The 17,963-nt window shown below is 68.5% G+C and carries 20 protein-coding genes; 10 read left to right on the top strand and 10 right to left on the bottom strand.

Features of this window, described 5'->3' with window-relative positions:
• Positions 1 to 17: 17 nt before the first annotated feature.
• Positions 18 to 614 carry a TetR/AcrR family transcriptional regulator gene (locus tag DMC61_RS23900; protein WP_038519371.1) on the top strand — a complete coding sequence of 199 codons (597 nt, stop codon included), beginning with the start codon at positions 18 to 20 and terminating at the stop codon, positions 612 to 614.
• Positions 615 to 931: 317 nt separating this feature from the next.
• Here DMC61_RS23900 and DMC61_RS23895 read toward each other — a convergent pair whose 3' ends face one another.
• Genes DMC61_RS23895 through DMC61_RS23880 form a run of 4 tightly spaced genes read right to left on the bottom strand, consistent with a single transcriptional unit; the run spans position 932 to position 3,918 of the window.
• Complete coding sequence (locus tag DMC61_RS23895; protein ID WP_125691365.1) at positions 932 to 2,188, bottom strand: hypothetical protein; 1,257 nt, start codon at positions 2,186 to 2,188, stop codon at positions 932 to 934.
• A complete protein-coding gene (locus DMC61_RS23890) occupies positions 2,185 to 2,778 on the bottom strand; it encodes an RNA polymerase sigma factor (RefSeq protein WP_125691729.1) in 594 nt (197 codons plus the stop codon). Before DMC61_RS23890 ends, DMC61_RS23895 begins: the two co-directional genes overlap by 4 nt.
• 54 nt (positions 2,779 to 2,832) lie before the next feature.
• Positions 2,833 to 3,456: a uracil phosphoribosyltransferase gene (gene upp / locus DMC61_RS23885; protein ID WP_016331289.1), complete on the bottom strand. Its 624-nt coding sequence runs from the start codon at positions 3,454 to 3,456 to the stop codon at positions 2,833 to 2,835.
• A gap of 18 nt (positions 3,457 to 3,474) precedes the next feature.
• The gene (locus DMC61_RS23880) at positions 3,475 to 3,918 is read right to left on the bottom strand and encodes a protein-tyrosine phosphatase family protein (RefSeq protein WP_125691363.1); all 444 of its coding nucleotides are present in this window, start codon (positions 3,916 to 3,918) and stop codon (positions 3,475 to 3,477) included.
• A 105-nt stretch (positions 3,919 to 4,023) separates the two neighbouring features.
• Between DMC61_RS23880 and DMC61_RS23875 the strand changes: the two genes are divergently transcribed.
• The 5 genes from DMC61_RS23875 to DMC61_RS23855 are packed head-to-tail and all read left to right on the top strand — an operon-like array spanning position 4,024 to position 9,118.
• Entirely contained in the window at positions 4,024 to 4,635 is a 612-nt protein-coding gene (locus tag DMC61_RS23875; protein WP_043848558.1) for a DUF1707 domain-containing protein, read from the top strand.
• Between the two features lie 26 nt (positions 4,636 to 4,661).
• A complete protein-coding gene (locus tag DMC61_RS23870) occupies positions 4,662 to 5,828 on the top strand; it encodes a serine hydrolase (RefSeq protein ID WP_125691361.1) in 1,167 nt (388 codons plus the stop codon).
• A 19-nt stretch (positions 5,829 to 5,847) separates the two neighbouring features.
• On the top strand, positions 5,848 to 6,822 hold the full coding sequence (deoC, locus tag DMC61_RS23865) for a deoxyribose-phosphate aldolase (protein ID WP_016331285.1): 975 nt from the start codon (positions 5,848 to 5,850) through the stop codon (positions 6,820 to 6,822).
• A 3-nt stretch (positions 6,823 to 6,825) separates the two neighbouring features.
• Positions 6,826 to 8,259, top strand: a complete 1,434-nt coding sequence (locus DMC61_RS23860; RefSeq protein WP_125691359.1) for an aldehyde dehydrogenase family protein — start codon at positions 6,826 to 6,828, stop codon at positions 8,257 to 8,259.
• Positions 8,252 to 9,118 carry an aldehyde dehydrogenase family protein gene (locus DMC61_RS23855; RefSeq protein WP_125691357.1) on the top strand — a complete coding sequence of 289 codons (867 nt, stop codon included), beginning with the start codon at positions 8,252 to 8,254 and terminating at the stop codon, positions 9,116 to 9,118. Before DMC61_RS23860 ends, DMC61_RS23855 begins: the two co-directional genes overlap by 8 nt.
• 107 nt (positions 9,119 to 9,225) lie before the next feature.
• Here DMC61_RS23855 and DMC61_RS23850 read toward each other — a convergent pair whose 3' ends face one another.
• Complete coding sequence (locus DMC61_RS23850; protein ID WP_125691355.1) at positions 9,226 to 9,864, bottom strand: TetR/AcrR family transcriptional regulator; 639 nt, start codon at positions 9,862 to 9,864, stop codon at positions 9,226 to 9,228.
• 215 nt (positions 9,865 to 10,079) lie between these two features.
• On the opposite strand from DMC61_RS23850, the gene DMC61_RS23845 reads away from it, so the two are divergent.
• Together DMC61_RS23845 and DMC61_RS23840 are read left to right on the top strand one after the other, a co-directional pair.
• Positions 10,080 to 11,294 carry a cytochrome P450 gene (locus DMC61_RS23845; protein WP_125691352.1) on the top strand — a complete coding sequence of 405 codons (1,215 nt, stop codon included), beginning with the start codon at positions 10,080 to 10,082 and terminating at the stop codon, positions 11,292 to 11,294.
• Positions 11,295 to 11,302: 8 nt separating this feature from the next.
• Positions 11,303 to 11,497 carry a ferredoxin gene (locus DMC61_RS23840; RefSeq protein ID WP_063271889.1) on the top strand — a complete coding sequence of 65 codons (195 nt, stop codon included), beginning with the start codon at positions 11,303 to 11,305 and terminating at the stop codon, positions 11,495 to 11,497.
• 186 nt (positions 11,498 to 11,683) lie between these two features.
• Here DMC61_RS23840 and DMC61_RS23835 read toward each other — a convergent pair whose 3' ends face one another.
• The 4 genes from DMC61_RS23835 to DMC61_RS23820 are packed head-to-tail and all read right to left on the bottom strand — an operon-like array spanning position 11,684 to position 15,768.
• Positions 11,684 to 12,499, bottom strand: coding sequence for a carbohydrate ABC transporter permease (locus DMC61_RS23835; protein WP_063271890.1), 816 nt, complete (start codon positions 12,497 to 12,499; stop codon positions 11,684 to 11,686).
• Positions 12,496 to 13,431, bottom strand: a complete 936-nt coding sequence (locus DMC61_RS23830) for a carbohydrate ABC transporter permease (RefSeq protein ID WP_125691351.1) — start codon at positions 13,429 to 13,431, stop codon at positions 12,496 to 12,498. Before DMC61_RS23830 ends, DMC61_RS23835 begins: the two co-directional genes overlap by 4 nt.
• Complete coding sequence (locus DMC61_RS23825) at positions 13,431 to 14,771, bottom strand: sugar ABC transporter substrate-binding protein (protein WP_125691349.1); 1,341 nt, start codon at positions 14,769 to 14,771, stop codon at positions 13,431 to 13,433. The genes DMC61_RS23830 and DMC61_RS23825 overlap by 1 nt, the downstream gene beginning before the upstream one ends.
• Complete coding sequence (locus DMC61_RS23820; RefSeq protein WP_016331276.1) at positions 14,764 to 15,768, bottom strand: zinc-dependent alcohol dehydrogenase family protein; 1,005 nt, start codon at positions 15,766 to 15,768, stop codon at positions 14,764 to 14,766. Before DMC61_RS23820 ends, DMC61_RS23825 begins: the two co-directional genes overlap by 8 nt.
• A gap of 129 nt (positions 15,769 to 15,897) precedes the next feature.
• On the opposite strand from DMC61_RS23820, the gene DMC61_RS23815 reads away from it, so the two are divergent.
• A complete protein-coding gene (locus DMC61_RS23815) occupies positions 15,898 to 16,878 on the top strand; it encodes a sugar-binding transcriptional regulator (RefSeq protein ID WP_125691347.1) in 981 nt (326 codons plus the stop codon).
• 61 nt (positions 16,879 to 16,939) lie between these two features.
• Here the strand turns inward: DMC61_RS23815 and DMC61_RS23810 are convergent, their stop codons facing one another.
• Positions 16,940 to 17,284: a helix-turn-helix domain-containing protein gene (locus DMC61_RS23810; protein ID WP_125691345.1), complete on the bottom strand. Its 345-nt coding sequence runs from the start codon at positions 17,282 to 17,284 to the stop codon at positions 16,940 to 16,942.
• 76 nt (positions 17,285 to 17,360) lie between these two features.
• Here DMC61_RS23810 and DMC61_RS23805 point away from each other — a divergent pair, with 76 nt between their 5' ends.
• Positions 17,361 to 17,951, top strand: a complete 591-nt coding sequence (locus DMC61_RS23805) for an NADPH-dependent F420 reductase (protein WP_125691343.1) — start codon at positions 17,361 to 17,363, stop codon at positions 17,949 to 17,951.
• Positions 17,952 to 17,963 lie beyond the last annotated feature (12 nt).

Raw genomic sequence — 17,963 nt, 5'->3', positions numbered from 1 at the left:
TGCGTTACGCTGGGCGCATGCCCCGCCCCAGGACGCACGACGAGAACCTCCGGCTGAAACTGCTGGACCGCGCCGGTGAGCTCATCTCGGCCGACGGCCCGAAGGCGCTCAGCCTCCGCAAACTGGCCGCCGACGTCGGCACGTCCACCACCGCGGTCTACTCGCTCTTCGGCGGGAAGACGGATCTCGTCAGCGCCCTCTTCACCGAGGGCTTCCGCCGTTTCGGGCGGCGGATGTCGGGGGTCACGCTGAGCGGTGACCCCGTCGAGGACCTGGTGCGGCTGGGCGTCGCGTACCGGGAAAGCGCGCTGGCCGACCCGCACCTCTACGCGATCATGTTCACGAAGTCGGTGCCGGGTTTCGAGCCCGCCGACGAAACGGCGGGCCAGGCGCGCGCCACGATGGCGCCGCTCGAGGAGACGATCCGCAAGGCCGTCGCCGACGGGGCCTTCCTCGACGTGCCGCCCGAGGTCATCGCCGTGAGCTGCTGGGGCATCGTGCATGGGCTGGTGTCGCTGGAGCTGAACGGGAACCTGCCCGACGAGTTCACCGTGAGCGCGGCTTACGAGGCCGCGCTGCGGGCGAACGCCTCGGGCTGGCTGCGTCGCGTTTAGCGGGCTAAACGCGATCCGCCCGGCCGACCTGCGTTTCGCGGGCTAATCGCGATCTGTGCTGGACCTGCGACCTGCCGCGGATGCCGTGAAGGCCTCCTTGCCTACCTTCAGGGTAGGGAAGGAGGCCTTCGCGACCTCGGCGGTCGGGACCCGATCGCGTTTAGCGGGCTAAACGCGATCCGCCCGGTACATGAAAGGCCCTTCATGTACTTCCCGGCGCCCCGTAGCGCGTGAAGGCCCCCTTCCCTCGGCTCAGTCGAGGGAAGGGGGCCTTCACGCGCACCCCACCGGATCGCGTTTAGCCCGCTAAACGCAGGTCAGTAGAGCGGCAGCGTCCCCTGGTGCAGGATCGTCCCCGCCGCGTCCAGCACGGTGACGCCCACCTTCGCGTTCGCGTAGTCCTGGCTGACCCCGTCCGGAACCCACGCCGCGAAAGTCCCGGCACCGACGGTCGCGTCGATCGTCTTGCCGGTCCCGAAGTCGAGCTTCACCGCGGCCGCGGCCGCGGGCACGACCCCCAGGTACGCGTTCTGGATCTTCCCGGCCACCCTGCCGACCGTTTCGGTCCGCAACGCGTACACGGGCCCCGAGGGTTTCGGCTGGTCGTACATGATCTGGTAGTACTCGGTCTTCCCGCCCCCGTACCCGAGCCCTCCCTGGCACAGGGTCACCAGGCCACCCAGACGGACGACGACGACCCCGACGTCCTCGCCTTCGAGGAACGCGCCCATCTCGTAGGCGTCCCGGTCGGCCAGCACCTCGGACGCCCGCTCCACGCAGACGTTGAAGAACTCACCCGCCGGCGTGGCCCGGTCGGGCACCGGGAACACCGGCTTGTCGAGCTTCGTCGCGGCCGGCTCCGGCGCGGGCCGAAGGGGGTATGGAGCCTGATATCGAGGCGGCCGCGATTGTTTCCCAGGCGTCGGGCCGACCGCGTAGGTGGTCCGCGACGGCTTCATCGGAGCGAGGTGCACGAACAGGTTCCCCGGCCGGAAGATCGGGATCTCCCGCAAGGACATCGATGCCTCGTTCTGACCCGTGATCTCCAGCTGCGGCCACGCGGGGTCGGCGATGCCCGCGACCGTCCCCGCCGGGGTCATCAGCAGGGCCGCGGTCCCCGTACCCGGCAAGTAGGGCGGAGCGGCGTCCGGGTCGGACACGGTCGCCGTCATCAGCGTGGTCTCGCAGAAGAATGGTTTGCCGCGTGCCACCACCGCGACGACGGTGACCGACGGTGAAACGGCGGTGAACCGCGGGATCCATTCGTTCCGGGCGGGGAAGCTCGCCTTCGACTCGACGACGGCCCAGCACCGGTCCATCGCCGTCACCGCCTTCGGCCAGTCGAGGGAGAAGTCGGGATTCGCGACGACGGGCCCCTGCCCGTCCGGCTCACGGATGACCACGGTCGCGACCAGCGCACCCGCGAGAACCAGGACGACGGCGGCGGCCGCGGCGACGATCCGCCATCGCCGCCGCGCGGGTTTTCCCATCCCCTCCCGCAGCGTCATCCGCAGGTTGTCCAGCACCTCCGGAGGGAGTTCACGCCTGCCGGGCAGGCCGAGGTCGTCGGTCATTTCTCCTCCAGGGCGGCCCGCAGCCGCACACGGGCCCGCGAGATGTGGGCGCGAACGGTCACCTCGGCGACGCCGAGCAGTTCGGCGGCGTCCGGTACGGACAGCTCGCCGAGCAGGCAGAGTTCGACGGCTTGTCGTTGTGACTTGGGCAGTTTCGCGACCAAGGCGAGCACCTGCCGAAGGCGGTCTTCGCCGTCGAGCTGGTCGACGACGGTGTCGGCGTGGTCGGACACCGACCGCGGTTCCGGCAGCCGCCTGGCGAGCCGGAGCCGCCGCCCGCTGCCGCGATGTTCGCTACGGGCGAGGTTCCCGGCGACGGTGTACAGCCAGGGAAGGGCGCTTTCGCGGATGAGCGTGATCTCCGCTCTGCGCCGCCAGGCGGTGAGAAAGGTCGCCGACGTCAAGTCTTCGGCCGACGCCCATGACCCGGTCAGCCGGTAGGCGTGGTTCCACACCGACTGGACATGCCGTTCGAACAACTCGGTGAAGGCCCGGTGATCACCACCCGCGGCCGTCCGCCAAAGCTCCGTGTCGCTCCTGCCGGGAGGAGATCCGCACGAGTCCACCGGCACCCCCACCGTTCCGGTCACTGTCCTGGTCACATCCGTCAGTGACCGGCAACGGCGGAGATGTTGCGAACCGGGTCAGACGGCCCCGTACTGCCGGTCCCCCGCGTCGCCGAGCCCCGGCACGATGAACCCGGAATCGTTCAGCCGCTCGTCGATGCTCGCGGTCACCACCCGCAGCGGCAGCCCGGTCTTCTTCAGATGCTCGATGCCTTCGGGCGCCGCCAGCGCGCAGATCGCCGTGACGTCGGTGGCGCCGCGGTCGGTGAGCAGCCGGATCGTGTACTCCATCGACCCGCCGGTCGCCAGCATCGGGTCGAGCACCATCACCGGCCGGTCGGCGAGCGATTCGGGCAGCGATTCGAGGTACGGCGTCGGCTGGAGGGTCTCCTCGTCGCGGGCGAGGCCGACGAAACCCATCTGGGCGTCGGGGATCAGCTTGTGCGCCTGATCCGCCATCCCGAGCCCGGCGCGCAGCACCGGCACGAGCAGCGGCGGGCTCGCCAGCGCGTAGCCGTCGGTGCGCGCCACCGGCGTGTGGATCCGCTCGATCCGCACCGGCATGTCGCGCGTGGCTTCGTAGACCAGCATGACGGTCAGTTCGTGCAGCGCCGCACGGAAGGCGGCGCTGTCGGTGCGCGCGTCGCGCATGGTGGAGAGCCTGGCCTTGGCCAGCGGGTGATCAACGACGTGCACATCCATGCCGGTCAATTTAGCCGTTCACGTCTGCCGCGCGAACCAGCCGACCCAGCGCCGCTGCCACGGCGTCTCCACCGAACGCTTGTCGTGGTTGGCACGCGCCCAGGCCACGGCCTCCTCGGCGCTCAGCCCGGAAAGCGTGGCCAGACAGGACAGCACCGTGCCGGTCCGCCCGACCCCGCCGTAACAGGCGACCTCGACGGCTTCGCCCGCCGCCGCCCGGTCGTGCAGGCCGACGATGCGCCGCCGCGCGTCCGCCCAGTCCGTCGGCAGCAGGAAGTCGGGCCAGCGGATCCACGCCCGCTCCCACTCCATTTTGTGATCGTGTTTCCGGCGCAGCTTCGATCCGCCCAGATACAGCCCGAAATCCGGCGAAGGACCCTCTGGCCAGGGACGGCCCAGGCCTCGTCCGCGCACCTTGATCCCGTCCGGCAGTTCGACGGCGCCGGGTAGTGAGTTCCCCATCACGGGAGGATGCCACTGTCGACCATAAGATGGACGCTCGGCCCTCTCCTCGGCGCTAGGCTCCTCCAGGTGAGTGAAGAACCGGCCCTGCCGGGCCCCGAACAGATGCGCATCTCCGACGCCGACCGCGAGCAGGTCGCGCAGGTGCTGCACGCGGCGATGTCCGAAGGGCGCATCACCATCAACGAGCTGGAAGAACGGCTCACCATCGTCTACGCCGCCAAGACCGTCGGCGACCTCAAACCGGTCACCGCGGATCTGCCCCAGCATTCGCGGTCGGCGATCGAGCCGGCGACCTCGCGTGCCCTCGGCCTGCCCGACGACCGCATCGGCGGGCATCCGGGCTCCGGCGCCTCGATCGCCGTCATGTCCGGCGCGTCGCGCAAGGGCAGCTGGGTCGTCCCGCCGCAGCACAACAGTTTCGCGTTCTGGGGCGGCGCCGAACTCGATCTGCGGCACGCGCGGTTCGCCGAGAAGCACTCGACGATCACCGCGGTCGCGATCATGGGCGGGATCGACATCATCGTGCCCGACGACATCAACGTGGACGTCACCGGAATCGGCTTCATGGGCGCCTTCGAGCTGGAAGACCGCGCCGGGACTCCCCCGGCGCCGCCGACGGCGCCCACCGTGAAGGTCACCGGCCTGGCATTCTGGGGTGGGGTCGTCGTGAAGCGGAAGCCACGCAAGAAGGACGTGCCTGGAATCGAAGGCTGAACACAATCTGGGGGGGGGATTATCCGATGCGCCGAACCATCGTCGCGATCGCTTGTGCCGCAACGCTTTCCGCCACCGCCTTCCCGGCGGTGGCCGCCGCCGAAAAGGTCGATCCGCGCCAGGCCGCGATGGACGCGGCGGTCGCCGCGGGCATTCCCGGCATGGTCGCCGTCGCCGACGATTTCCGCGGTGTCAGCGGCGTCGCGAGTATCGAGCGTCCCGGCAAGCCCGACGTGTCGGGCCGCTGGCGGATCGCGAGTGTGTCCAAGGTGTTCGTCGCGACGCTGGTCCTGCAGCTCGTGGCCGAAAAGCGCGTCGGGCTCGACGAGCCCGTCCAGCGTCACCTGCCGGGGCTGCTGCCGTATCCGGAGCCGATCACCGTCCGCCAGCTGCTGCAGCACACCAGCGGACTCCCGCGTGACCTGCTCCCCGAGGACACCTGGTCGTCGCCCGCGGAGGTCGACACCGAACGCTTCGAGCATTTCGACAGCGACGACATGATCCGCCTGAGCGTCACGAAGCAGCCGTTGCAGTTCAAGCCGGGGACGGGCTGGGCATACTCGAACACCGGTTACAACGTCCTCGGCCTGCTGGTCGAGAAGACCACCCGGAAACCGCTGGAACGCGTGCTCGCCGAGCGGATCACCGGGCCGCTGCACCTGCGCGACACCTCGCTCCCCCGCGACTTCCCGTTCCTGATCCGCCCGGCCGCCCGCGGCTACGAGCAGCTGTACGACGCGCCGCGCGGCCTCACCGACCTCACCACCTACAACTACACGCGCTATTTCGGCGCGGGCGGCATGGTGTCGTCGGGCAAGGACCTCAACCGCTTCTTCGAGGCGCTGTTCGGCGGGCGCCTGCTGCCCGCGGACCTGCTGAAGCAGATGAAGACGACGGTCCCGATGGGCGGCGGCTCGGAGTACGGCCTCGGCCTGATGAAGGTGAACCTCAAGACCGCCGGCGCCTGCGCGGAGGACCACGTCGTCTGGGGGCACGGCGGCGATCTGCCGGGCTTCAACACCCTCAGCTTCCACGACGACGCGGGCAAGGACATCTCGACGCTGGCCACCGTCGACCTCACCGCGTCGCCGGAGGCCGACCTCAAACGCCAGCTGCCCATGGTCAGCGAGTTCTGCACCCCGGTCGTGCCCTCGACCAGGGCGGTCGCCCAGGCCCCGGTGCCCAGCCTGTAGGCCGCTTACACTCACCCGTATGACAGCTACGACCAGCTCGTCAGCGGCGACGGCCACCCCGTCGCCGCTGGCGGACGCGACTCGCGACGAGGCGAGCCTGCGCCGGTTCCTGCACGGGCTGCCTGGTGTCGACCAGGTCGGCGTCGAGCAGCGGGCGGCCGGACTCGGCACGCGCAGCATCAAGAAGGCCGCCAAGCTCTGGGCGATCGACACCGCCATCTCCATGGTCGACCTGACGACCCTCGAAGGCGCCGACACCCAGGGCAAGGTCCGCGCGCTCGCGGCCAAGGCCAAGCGGCCGGACCCGGAACGCCCGGACACCCCGCAGGTCGCGGCCGTCTGCGTGTACCCGGACATGGTCGAGACGGCTGTCGAGGCGCTTCGCGGCACCGGCATCCACGTCGCGAGTGTGGCCACCGGCTTCCCGGCGGGCCGCACGAGCCGTGAGATCAAGCTGGCCGACACCAAGATCGCCGTGGACGCGGGCGCCGCCGAGATCGACATGGTGATCGATCGCGGCGCGTTCCTGGAAGGCCGCTATCTGGAGGTCTTCGAGGAGATCCAGGCCATCAAGGCCGCCTGTGGCAGCGCTCACCTCAAGGTCATCCTCGAAACCGGCGAGCTCGCCACCTACGACAACGTCCGCCGCGCGTCCTGGCTCGCGCTGCTCGCGGGCGGCGACTTCATCAAGACCTCCACCGGCAAGGTCTCGCCCGCCGCGACGCTGCCGGTCACCCACGTGATGCTGCAGGCCGTCCGCGACTGGTTCGTCCAGACCGGTGAACTGCGCGGCGTCAAACCCGCCGGTGGCATCCGGACGACCAAGGACGCGATCAAGTACCTGGTCGCGGTGCACGAGGTCGCCGGCGAGCAGTGGCTGAACCCGGATCTCTTCCGGTTCGGGGCGTCCAGCCTGCTCAACGACCTCCTGCTGCAGCGCCGCACCCAGGCCGACGGCCACTACAGCGGTCCCGACTACGTGACGGTGGACTGATCCATGGGCATCTTCGAGTACGCGCCCGCGCCCGAATCGCGCGACCTCGCGAACCTCAAGTCGCATTACCGGCCGTTCGTGAACGGCGAATTCGTCGACGGCTCGGGTGAGCCGCTCAAGACGATCAACCCGGCCACCGAAGAGGTGCTCGCCGAGGTCGGCACCGCGTCGGTGTCCGATGTGGACACCGCGGTGAAGGCCGCGCGCAAGGCGTACAACAACGTCTGGTCCAAGATGCCGGGCTCCGAACGCGCCAAGTACCTCTTCCGCATCGCGCGCCTGATCCAGGAGCGGTCGCGGGAGCTGGCCGTGCTGGAAAGTCTCGACAACGGCAAGCCGATCAAGGAATCGCGGGATTCCGACGTCCCGACGGCCGCCGCGCACTTCTTCTACCACGCGGGCTGGGCCGACAAGCTCGATTACGCGGGCTACGGCCCGAACCCGAAGCCGCTCGGCGTCGCGGGCCAGGTCATCCCGTGGAACTTCCCGCTGCTGATGCTGGCGTGGAAGATCGCGCCCGCGCTGGCCACCGGCAACACGGTGGTGCTCAAACCCGCGGAGACCACGCCGCTGACCGCGCTCGTGTTCGCGGAGATCTGCCAGCAGGCCGAACTCCCGCCCGGCGTGGTGAACATCCTGCCCGGCGCCGGGGACATCGGTGCCGCGCTGGTGGGCCACGGCGACGTGAACAAGGTCGCCTTCACCGGATCGACCGAGGTCGGCAAGGCCATCCAGCGCCAGATCGCGGGCACCGCGAAGAAGCTGACGCTGGAACTGGGCGGCAAGGCGGCGAACGTCGTCTTCGACGACGCTCCGCTGGACCAGGCCGTCGAGGGGATCGTCAACGGGATCTTCTTCAACCAGGGCCATGTCTGTTGCGCGGGCTCGCGGCTGCTGGTGCAGGAGTCCATCGCCGACGAGCTGCTCGAAAAGCTGCGCTATCGCGTCTCGACGCTGCGGCTGGGCGACCCGCTGGACAAGAACACCGACATCGGCGCGATCAACTCCGCCGAGCAGCTCGCGAAGATCAAGGGGCTCGTGGAGTCCGGCGACGCCGAGGGCGCGCAGCGCTGGACCAGCCCGTGCCCGGTGCCGGAACGCGGTTTCTTCTTCGCTCCCACAGTGTTCTCCGACGTCCAGCAGTCGATGCGCATCGCCCGCGAGGAGATCTTCGGCCCGGTGCTTTCGGTGCTGACCTTCCGCACGCCGGACGAGGCCGTCACCAAGGCGAACAACACGCCGTACGGGCTCTCCGCCGGAATCTGGACCGAAAAGGGCTCGCGCATCCTGTGGATGGCGAACCAGCTCCGCGCCGGTGTCGTCTGGGCCAACACGTTCAACCGCTTCGATCCCGCCGCGCCGTTCGGCGGCTACCAGGAGTCGGGTTTCGGCCGCGAAGGCGGACGCACCGGACTGGAGGCCTACCTCGATGTCTGACCGTATTTCGGTGGCGAAGACCTACAAGCTCTACATCGGCGGCAAGTTCCCGCGTTCGGAGTCGGGCCGGGTGTACCCGGTCACCGACACCAAGGGCAAGTTCCTGGCGAACGCCTCGCACGCGTCGCGCAAGGACGTCCGCGACGCGGTTTCGGCCGCTCGTAAGGCTTTCGGCGGCTGGTCGGCGGCGACCGCGTACAACCGCGGCCAGGTGCTGTACCGGGTGGCGGAGATGCTGGAAGGCCGCCGCGAGCAGTTCGTCGCGGAGGTCTCCGCGTCGGAAGGCGTCGCGACCAAGAAGGCTCAGTCCATTGTGGACGCCTCGATCGATCGATGGGTCTGGTACGCGGGCTGGACGGACAAGATCGCGACCGTGCTCGGCGCGGCCAACCCGGTCGCGGGCCCGTACTTCTCCTTCACCGTCCCGGAACCGACCGGCGTCGTGGGCGTGCTCGCGCCGCAGCAGTCGTCGCTGCTCGGCCTGGTGAGCGTGCTGGCGCCGGTGCTGGCGACCGGCTCGACCGCGGTGGTCGTCTCCAGCGCGGACCGGCCGCTGCCCGCGATCACGCTTTCGGAGGTCTTGGCGACTTCCGATCTGCCCGGCGGCGTCGCGAACATCCTGACCGGCCGCGCGTCGGAGCTGGGTCCGTGGCTCGCGTCGCACGGCGACGTCAACGCCCTCGACCCGACCGGCGCGGAGCCGTCCACGCGGGCGGATCTGGCGCGTGAGGCGGCGGGCACCGTGAAGCGGGTCCTGACCGTCCCGGACGCCGAGCCGGACTGGACCGCCGACGCCGACATCGCGCGGCTGCGGCGGTACCTGGAGGCGAAGACCGTCTGGCACCCGCTGGGTGTCTAAGCCGGCCCGGTTTCCGCAGTTGGACACCTGACCGCGCGGTCAAATGTCAGGAAAGGGTCGTTCAGGACGTTTCATGTCCTGAACGACCCTTTCCTGACATCCGGGACTCACGGGTCGAGATCGGCCCCGGTCAGCGCCCGGCCCGGCAGCGGCCCGTTCGACCCCTCGGCCCGCAAACCGTCGATCATGATCCCGATGCACCGCCGCGTCGCCATCCGCGCGACCTCTTCGCCCTTGCCGGGCATCTGCCGCAGCAGCGTCGCGAACAGGATCGCGACGTCACCGGTGGCGACGTCCGTCCGGAGCCTGCCCTCCGCCTGCGCGCCCTGGACGAACGAGTCCATCACCAGGAGCAACTCGTCACGCAGGGCCTTGATCGCGGGGTCGCTCTTCAGGATCGCCAGCGCCCGCGGCGACACCATCGCGAGCTGAATGCTCAGCTGCAACTCCATCGACTGATGCAGGAGCCGGATCAGGGCCTCCCAGTCCGAAGACTCCTGGTCCTTCGCGGCCTTCGCGTCCCTGAGAACCCGGTCGAAGTTGTCGACCGCGACCGCCCGGATCAACGCGTCCCTGTCCGGGAAACGCCGGTAAAGGGTGCCGACTCCGACGCCGGCCGAGCGCGCGATCTCCTCCATCGGGACCTCGGCGCCCTGGGCGGCGAAGATGGTTCTCGCGGCGGCCAGGATCTGATCCCGGTTCCGGCGCGCGTCGGCGCGCAAGCGGGTCTCGGGGTCGGCTGTCATGGTCCTCGCCTCTCGAAGGTCCTTCAGGGCCGTGATTCTCGCACGTAAGGGCGTGCCCTTCACGCCTCCCGGGAAACCACCCCTTCGCGAGTGGACGACCTCCCTCCACTTGAGTACCTTGGTGACATAAGCGGAATGAATCCATCCGCATATGTTTTTGGGGCCCCTTGTCCGATTCCGCCCGAACCCACCCGACATCTGGGGAGGACGATCCGATGACCGACGTCGAGGAAACCACCGCGACCTTGCCGCTGGCCCGCAAATGCCCGTTTTCACCGCCGCCCGAATACGAGCGGCTTCGCCGGGAAAGTCCGGTTTCCCGGGTCGGTCTCCCCTCCGGTCAAACCGCTTGGGCGCTCACCCGGCTCGAAGACATCCGCGAAATGCTGAGCAGTCCGCATTTCAGCTCCGACCGGCAGAGTCCGTCGTTCCCGCTGATGGTGGCCCGGCAGATCCGGCGCGAGGACAAGCCGTTCCGCCCGTCCCTCATCGCGATGGACCCGCCGGAACACAGCAAGGCCAGGCGTGACGTCGTCGGGGAATTCACCGTCAAACGCATGAAAGCGCTTCAGCCGCGTATTCAGCAGATCGTCGACGAGCATATCGACGCCCTGCTCGCCGGCCCCAAACCCGCCGATCTCGTCCAGGCGCTTTCCCTGCCGGTTCCGTCCTTGGTGATCTGCGAACTGCTCGGTGTCCCCTATTCGGACCACGAGTTCTTCCAGTCCTGCAGTTCCCGGATGCTCAGCCGGGAAGTCACCGCCGAAGAACGGATGACCGCGTTCGAGTCGCTCGAGAACTATCTCGACGAACTCGTCACGAAGAAGGAGGCGAACGCCACCGAGGACGACCTCCTCGGCCGCCAGATCCTGAAGCAGCGGGAAACGGGCGAAGCCGACCACGGCGAACTCGTCGGGCTGGCGTTCCTGCTGCTCATCGCGGGGCACGAGACGACGGCGAACATGATCTCGCTCGGCACGGCGACCCTGCTGGAGAACCCCGACCAGCTGGCGAAGATCAAGGCGGACCCGGGCAAGACCCTCGCCGCGATCGAGGAACTCCTGCGGGTCTTCACCATCGCGGAGACGGCGACCTCACGCTTCGCCACGGCGGACGTCGAGATCGGCGGCACGCTCATCCGCGCGGGTGAAGGCGTCGTCGGCCTGAGCAACGCGGGCAACCACGATCCGGAAGGCTTCGAGAACCCGGACGCCTTCGACATCGAACGCGGCGCGCGGCACCACGTCGCCTTCGGATTCGGTGTGCACCAATGCCTCGGCCAGAACTTGGCGAGGTTGGAACTCCAGATCGTGTTCGATACGTTGTTCCGGCGAGTGCCGGGCATCCGGATCGCCGTACCGGTCGACGAACTGCCGTTCAAGCACGATTCGACGATCTACGGCCTCCACGCCCTGCCGGTCACCTGGTAGGAGGAGCCATGAAGATCATCGCGGACACCGGGAAATGCGTGGGGGCGGGCCAGTGCGTGCTCACCGATCCCGATCTGTTCGACCAGAGCGAGGACGACGGGACGGTCCTCCTGCTGAACGCCGAGCCCGAAGGCGAAGAGGCGGAGGAGAACGCGCGCACCGCCGTGCACATCTGCCCGGGGCAGGCCCTGTCGCTCGCGTAGGGTCCGAAGTCCGTGAAGGCCTCCTTGAGGGACTCTGGTTCCCTCAAGGAGGCCTTCACGGAACGGGGACACGGGCGCGCGTGAGCGAAGGCGTAACTCGCGTGATCAGGCACGTAACTCGCGTGACTGGAGGCCGCACTCGTGTGTTCCGCCCCTGATCACGCGAGTTGCGGCTTCAATCACGGGTTATTTGACCGCGCCCATCGAAAGCCCCCGCACCAGGTGGTTCTGCGCGATCCAGCCGACGATCATCACCGGCAGCGAAGCGAGCAGTGCGGCGGCGGAAAGCTGTGCCCAGTACAGGCCCTCGCTGGTGATGAAGCCGACCAGGAACACCGGCACCGTCCCGGCGCGCGCGGCGGTGAGGTTGACCGAATAGAAGAACTCGGTCCACGAGAAGATCACGCAGATCAGCGCGGTCGCGGCCACCCCGGGCGCGACCACCGGCATGATGATCTTCCGCAGCAGGATCGGCAGTGTCGCCCCGTCGATCCGGCCGGCCTCGATCATCTCGTGCGGCACCTCCAGGAAGAACGACCGCATCATCCAGATCGCCAGCGGCAGGTTCATCGAGGTGTACAGGATGATCAGCGCCCACACGTTGTCCAGCAGCTGCGTGTTCTGCGAGATCACGTACAGCGGGATGATCGCCGCCACGATCGGCAGCATCTTCGTCGACAGGAAGAAGCCGAGCGCGTTGCTCGTCCCCTTCACCGGCGCCAGCGAGAGCGCGTACGCGGCCGGGATTCCCAGCAGCAGCACGAAAAGCGTCGAAACCACGGTCACGAACGCCGAATTCGACAGGTACGGCAGGAATCCGCGTTCGAGTACGCCCGCGAACTGGTCGAGCGTCGGGGTGAACAGCAGCCGAGGCGGGTCGGTGTAGGCGTCGGCCTCCTGTTTGAAGGCCGTGAGGATCATCCAGAGCAGCGGGAACACGAACAGGATCGCGAGCACCCAGGTCGCGACCGTCAGCGCGCCGGGGCCGAAACGGCTTTTCATTTCGCGCCTCCCTGTACCGAGAACGTGCGGAACATCAGCCGCAGCGCGAAGGTCGCGACGATCATCGTCAGGATCACGACGATCACGCCCATCGCGGACGACTGCCCGATGTCGAAACCTTGGAACGCCCGCTGGTAGATGTAGAACGGCAGGTTCGTGCTCGCCGTCCCCGGGCCGCCTTGGGTCATCAGGAAGATCGCGTCGAAGCTGTTCACGATGTAGATCGCGCCCAGCAACGTCGCCAGCTGCAGGAACCGGCTCAGATGCGGCAGTGTGATCGCGGTGAACGTCCGCCAGCGGCCGGCACCGTCGACCGACGCGGCCTCCAGCACGTCCTTCGGCTGGCTCTGGAGCCCGGCCAGGATCAGCAGCATCATGAACGGCGTCCACTGCCAGACGACCTGCGCCATCACGGCGGCCAGCGGGAACTCCGAGAGCCAGTCGACGTCGGTGCCGAACACGAAGTGCAGCAACCCGTACGTCGGGTCGAACATCGTCGTCTTCCACAGCAGCGCGCCCGCCGCGGGCAGGATGAGGAACGGCGTGATCAGCAGGGTCCGGACCACGCCGCGGCCGACGAACTTCCGGTCCAGCAGGATCGCCAGCCCCAGACCGAGCAGCAGCGAGAAGAACACGCACACCACCGTGAGGACCACGGTGTTCAGCAGCGCCCCGAGGAACGTCGAGTCGGCGAAGACATCGATGTAGTTCCGCAGCCCCACGAAATGCCGCGAACCCGGCCGCACCAGGTTCCACGACTGGAACGAGTAGAACACCGTCAGCACGAACGGCAACTGCGTCACGGCGACGACGAACAGCAGCGCGGGTAGCAGCGGCAGCCGTCGTTTGAACGGCGTATCGGTGCCACGCTTCGGAGCCGCCTTCTTCGCATGGGCGGGCTCTGGGCGAGCAGGAGCGGAGATCGTGGCCATCACTGCACCTCCTGATACGACTTGCCGACGGTCTGCGCGTACTCCTGCGACTGTTCGAGCGCTTCGTCCACGGTGATCTGGCCCGCGATCGCCGCCGAGAGCTGCTGGCTCACCCGCGTGCCGAGGTCCTGGAACTCGGGGATGCCGACGAACTGGATCCCGGGATAGGGCACCGGATTCGCCATCGCCTTGCGCTGGTCGGCGTCCGCGATGCCGTCCAGCGTCGGCTGCGCGTAGGCCTTGGCGGCCTCGCGGTACTGCGGGATGTCGTAGGTCGACTTCCGCACGCCCGGCGGAACACGGTTCCAGTCGCCGAACTCCTGGGCGACCCGCTGCACGTAGGCCTTGTCGGTCATCCAGGCCATGAACTTGAAGGCGATGTCCTTGTGCTTCGCGACCTTCGGGATCGCCAGCGCCCAGGTGTAGAGCCAGCCGCTCGCCTGCGTCTTCTCCACCGGCGCCGGCGCGTACCCGGACTTCCCGACGACCTTGCTGGCCGACGGGTCCTCGTTCGTCCCCGCCATGACCGTGGCGTCGTACCACATCGCGGCCTGGCCCTGCGTGTACCGCGTGCCGCATTCGGAGAAGCCCGCGCTCGACGCGCCGACCTCGCCGTGGTTCCGCACGAGGTTCACGTAGAACTCGGCGGCGGCCTTGAACTCGGGGCTGGTCAGCTTCGCGTTCCAGTCCTTGTCGAACCACTGCGCGCCGAAGGTGTTGGCGACCGTGGTGAACGGCGCGAGGCTCTCGCCCCAGCCGGGCTTGCCGCGCAGGCAGATCCCGGCGATGCCCTTGGCCTTGTCGTCCAGTTTCGCGGCGTACTCGGCGATCTGGGTCCACGTCGGCTTGGCGGGCATGGTGATCCCGGCCTGCTCGAACAGATCCTTCCGGTAGGCCAGGAACGACGACTCGCCGTAGAACGGCACCGCGTACATGGACCCGTTGTGCGACAAGGATTCCTTGATGCTCGGGATGAAGTCGTCCGCGTCGTAGGACGGATTCGCCGCGATATGCGGGCCGAGGTCTTCGAGCCAGCCGTTCGCGGCCCACTGCGGCGCCTCGTAGTTGCTGATCATGACGACGTCGAACTCGCCGCCTTCGGTGGCCGTCGACGCGGTGATCTTCGCGCGGGCCTGGTTCTCCGGCAGCGACACGAATTTGAGGCTGACGCCGGGATTCGCCTTTTCGAACTCGCCGGAAAGCTCGATGGCGTCCTTCATCTGCGGGTTCGCGACGATCGCGACGACGAGCGTCCGGTCACCGGTCCCGAGCGCGCCCGCACCGGCGCATCCGGTGAGGGTCAGCAGGAGTACCGCGAGCAGAGCGGCCGCTTTACGCACTTTCGCCTCCCGGTATGACCTGCACCTTTAACCCGGCGCCGCTGCGCATGAGGGCGAGAGCGTCGGGGTACTGCTCCAGCGGCAGGGTGTCGGTGAGCAGCGCGGCGGTGTCGACGGCGCCGTCGGCGACCAGGTCGAGCGCGGTACCGAAGCTGTTCATGACGGCCATCGAGCCGACGACGGTGATCTCGTCGTTGTAGATCCGGAACGGCGAAAGCGCGACGCGTGCTTCGGCGGGGGCGACGCCGAAGACCAGCAGGCGGCCTCCGCGCTGAAGCGAGTCGAAAGCGGCTTCGATGGCGGGCGCGGCGCCGGTGCAGTCCGCGGCGGCGTCGAACTTCTCGTCGTCCAGGTCCTTCACGTCACCCGCGACCGCGGCCGCGCCGAGGTCCATGGCGCGGCCGAGCCGGGAGGTGTTGCGGTCGACCACCGTGACGTGGGCGCCCGCGCGCTGCAGCAACTGCTGCATGATCAGCCCCATCGTGCCCGCGCCGACGACGAGGAACCGCTCCCCCGCCTCGACCCCGATCCGGCGCACGCCGTGCACCGCGCAGGAGACCGGCTCGACGAGGGCGCCCTGTTCCCAGGTCATCGTGTCCGGCATGCGGTAGCAGTTCGCGGAGGGAACGGCGACGTACTCGGCGAAAGCGCCGTTCACGGTGTCGCCGGTCGCGTTCCAGTTCTCGCAGAGGTTGCCGCGGCCCGACCGGCAGGGCTTGCAGTAGCCGCAGAACAGCGACGGGTCGACGGCCACCCGGTCGCCGATCTTCCAGCCACCCGGCACGTCCGCGCCGAGTTCGACGATCTCGCCCGCGAATTCGTGGCCGGGGACGATCGGATACGGCGTCGGCGGGAAATGCCCGTCGGCGATGTGGAGGTCGGTCCCGCAGATCCCGCAGGCACCCACCTTGACGACGACCTGGCGATCCCCCGGTTTCGGGTCGGGTACCTCGCCGACCCTGATCTCCCCGGGCTTGTCCACGATCGCGGCACGCATGCCAGCTCCTCTTCTCTCCGCTCAAACGAGCGGGGCAGGCTTATGCTTTGGACTGCATGTCCAGGCATGGTGAACTTTTCCCTGGTGTTACGTCAACCTTTCGGGTTGATTTCGCGTTATAGTGCTCATATGAGCGCAAAGAAACAGGGCCACGGCCTGGTGGAGTCGCTACGCCTGGCCGCGGTGGCCCGGCGCTTCTACGAACAGGGCGCATCGAAACTCGAGATCGCCGAAGAGTTCGGGATCAGCCGGTTCAAGGTCGCGCGAATGCTGGACACGGCCAGGGAAAGCGGCATCGTCAAGGTCGAGTTCCACCTGCCCGCCCCGGTCGATCTCGTACTGTCCGAGGAGATCCGCGCCGCGTACCGGCTGGACCGGGTTCTGGTGCTCGAACGAGCACCGGAACCCGAATCCCGCGAGGTGGCTCGGCGCAAGATCGGCACGCTCGCCGCCCGCCTCCTGACCGAAATCGTCACTCCCGGCGACGTCCTCGGCCTTTCGTGGGCACGTTCGGTGAACGCGATGACCGACGCGATCGAGTCCCTGCCGAAATGCCCGATCGTGCAACTGTGCGGCGTGCAGGCGGGGATGGACATGCGCGACCGGTCGGTGGAGACGGTCAGCCGGGTCGCCTCCGTCTCGGGCGGCGCGCCGTACCCGATCTTCGGCCCGCTCGTCCTCCCCGACAGCCGCACCACCGAGACACTGCGCCGGCAGCCGGGAATCGCGGAGACCTTCGGGCAGTTCAAGAACCTGACCAAGGCCGTCGTCAGCATCGGCGCGTGGAAACCCGAAGAGTCGACGGTGTACGACGCGCTCGACGAGGCCGAGCGGAGCGCGATCGCGAAACGCGGCGCCAAGGCCGAGGTCTCCGCGCGCCTGTTCGACGCCGACGGCAACCCGATGTCCACCGGCCTGGCCCACCACGTCCTGGCCATCAGCGCCGAGGAACTCCTGGCCGTCCCCGAAGTGATCGCGCTGGGCTACACGGAGCCGAAAGCCGAAGCGATAGACGCCGTCCTGCGCTCCGGCATGGTCTCGACCCTGATCACCGACGCCGCCGCGGCCGTCCCGCTGCTCCGCCTGGCCGAGGCCCGCCCGCTCCCCTGACCCCGTGTCGTCCGTCCAATCACGCGTGATCGCTCCCCGATCACGCGAGTTCCGCCTTCAATCACGCGAGATCGCGAAACCGGGCCGCCATCACCTCGTCGCCATGACGGAACGCCCACTCCCCGAAGGCCTCGATGGGCGCCAGCAACGTGGTCCCGAGATCCGTCAGCGAGTACTCGACCTTCGCCGTCCGTCCGCAGTCGCGCCGGTGGACGAGACCGTTGGACTCCAGCCGCCGGACCGTCTCCGTGAGCACCTTCGTGCTGATCCCGCCCAGCCGTCGCCGCAGTTCGGCCGGGCGCAGCGGTCCTTCGCGCAGGGCCCACAGCACGACGGGGTTCCACGTGTTCGCCATCAGGTCGAAGGCCAGCCGGGCACGGCAATCGGCGAGGAAGACGTCGTCCATCGGACCTCCGGTAACCATTCGGTACCCGCGCGGCTTTCTACGGTCGGTGTGGTCACTCGATCTTAGGGAGCAGCACATGCGTATCGGTATTTTCGGGGCGGGCGGGATGGCGGAGGCGCTCGGCGGCCAGTGGTCCGGGCACGACGTGATGGTCGCGGCGCGCGATCAGGCCAAGGCCGCCAAGATCTCCGCACGGGTCGGAACCTGGGCGGAGACCGCCCGCGCGAGCGACGTGATCCTGCTCGCCCTCCCCGCCGCTTCCGTACTGGAAGTCCTTGCCGCGGCGGGGAATCTCGACGGGAAGGTGCTCATCGACTGCACGAACGCGGTCGGTCCCGGCGCCGTGCTCACGGTCCCCGGCCAGGCCGCCCGGATCGCCGCCGCCGCACCCGGCGCGCACGTGGTCAAGGCGTTCAACCTGTGCCACGTGGACGTCTGGCGGATGACCCCGCCGGTGTTCGGCGGCCGCCCGCTCGCGGTGCCGCTCTGTGGTGCACCGGAGGCCGTCGAAGTGGTGAGCACGCTGGTCCGCGACCTCGGCTGCACGCCGCTGAACGCCGGCGGGCTCGACCGGGCGAGCCTCATGGAGGCGACCATGGCGTTCATGGTCGGTCTCTGGTTCGACGGCCACGACGCCCAGGCCTGCTTCCCGCCCCTTCCGGCCTGATTTCAGGGTCGT

Source organism: Amycolatopsis sp. WAC 04169 (assembly GCF_003947535.1).
Classification (GTDB): domain Bacteria; phylum Actinomycetota; class Actinomycetes; order Mycobacteriales; family Pseudonocardiaceae; genus Amycolatopsis; species Amycolatopsis keratiniphila.
Note: the sequence above shows the minus strand (reverse complement) of the source record. Positions and strands in the feature narration are given on the sequence as shown.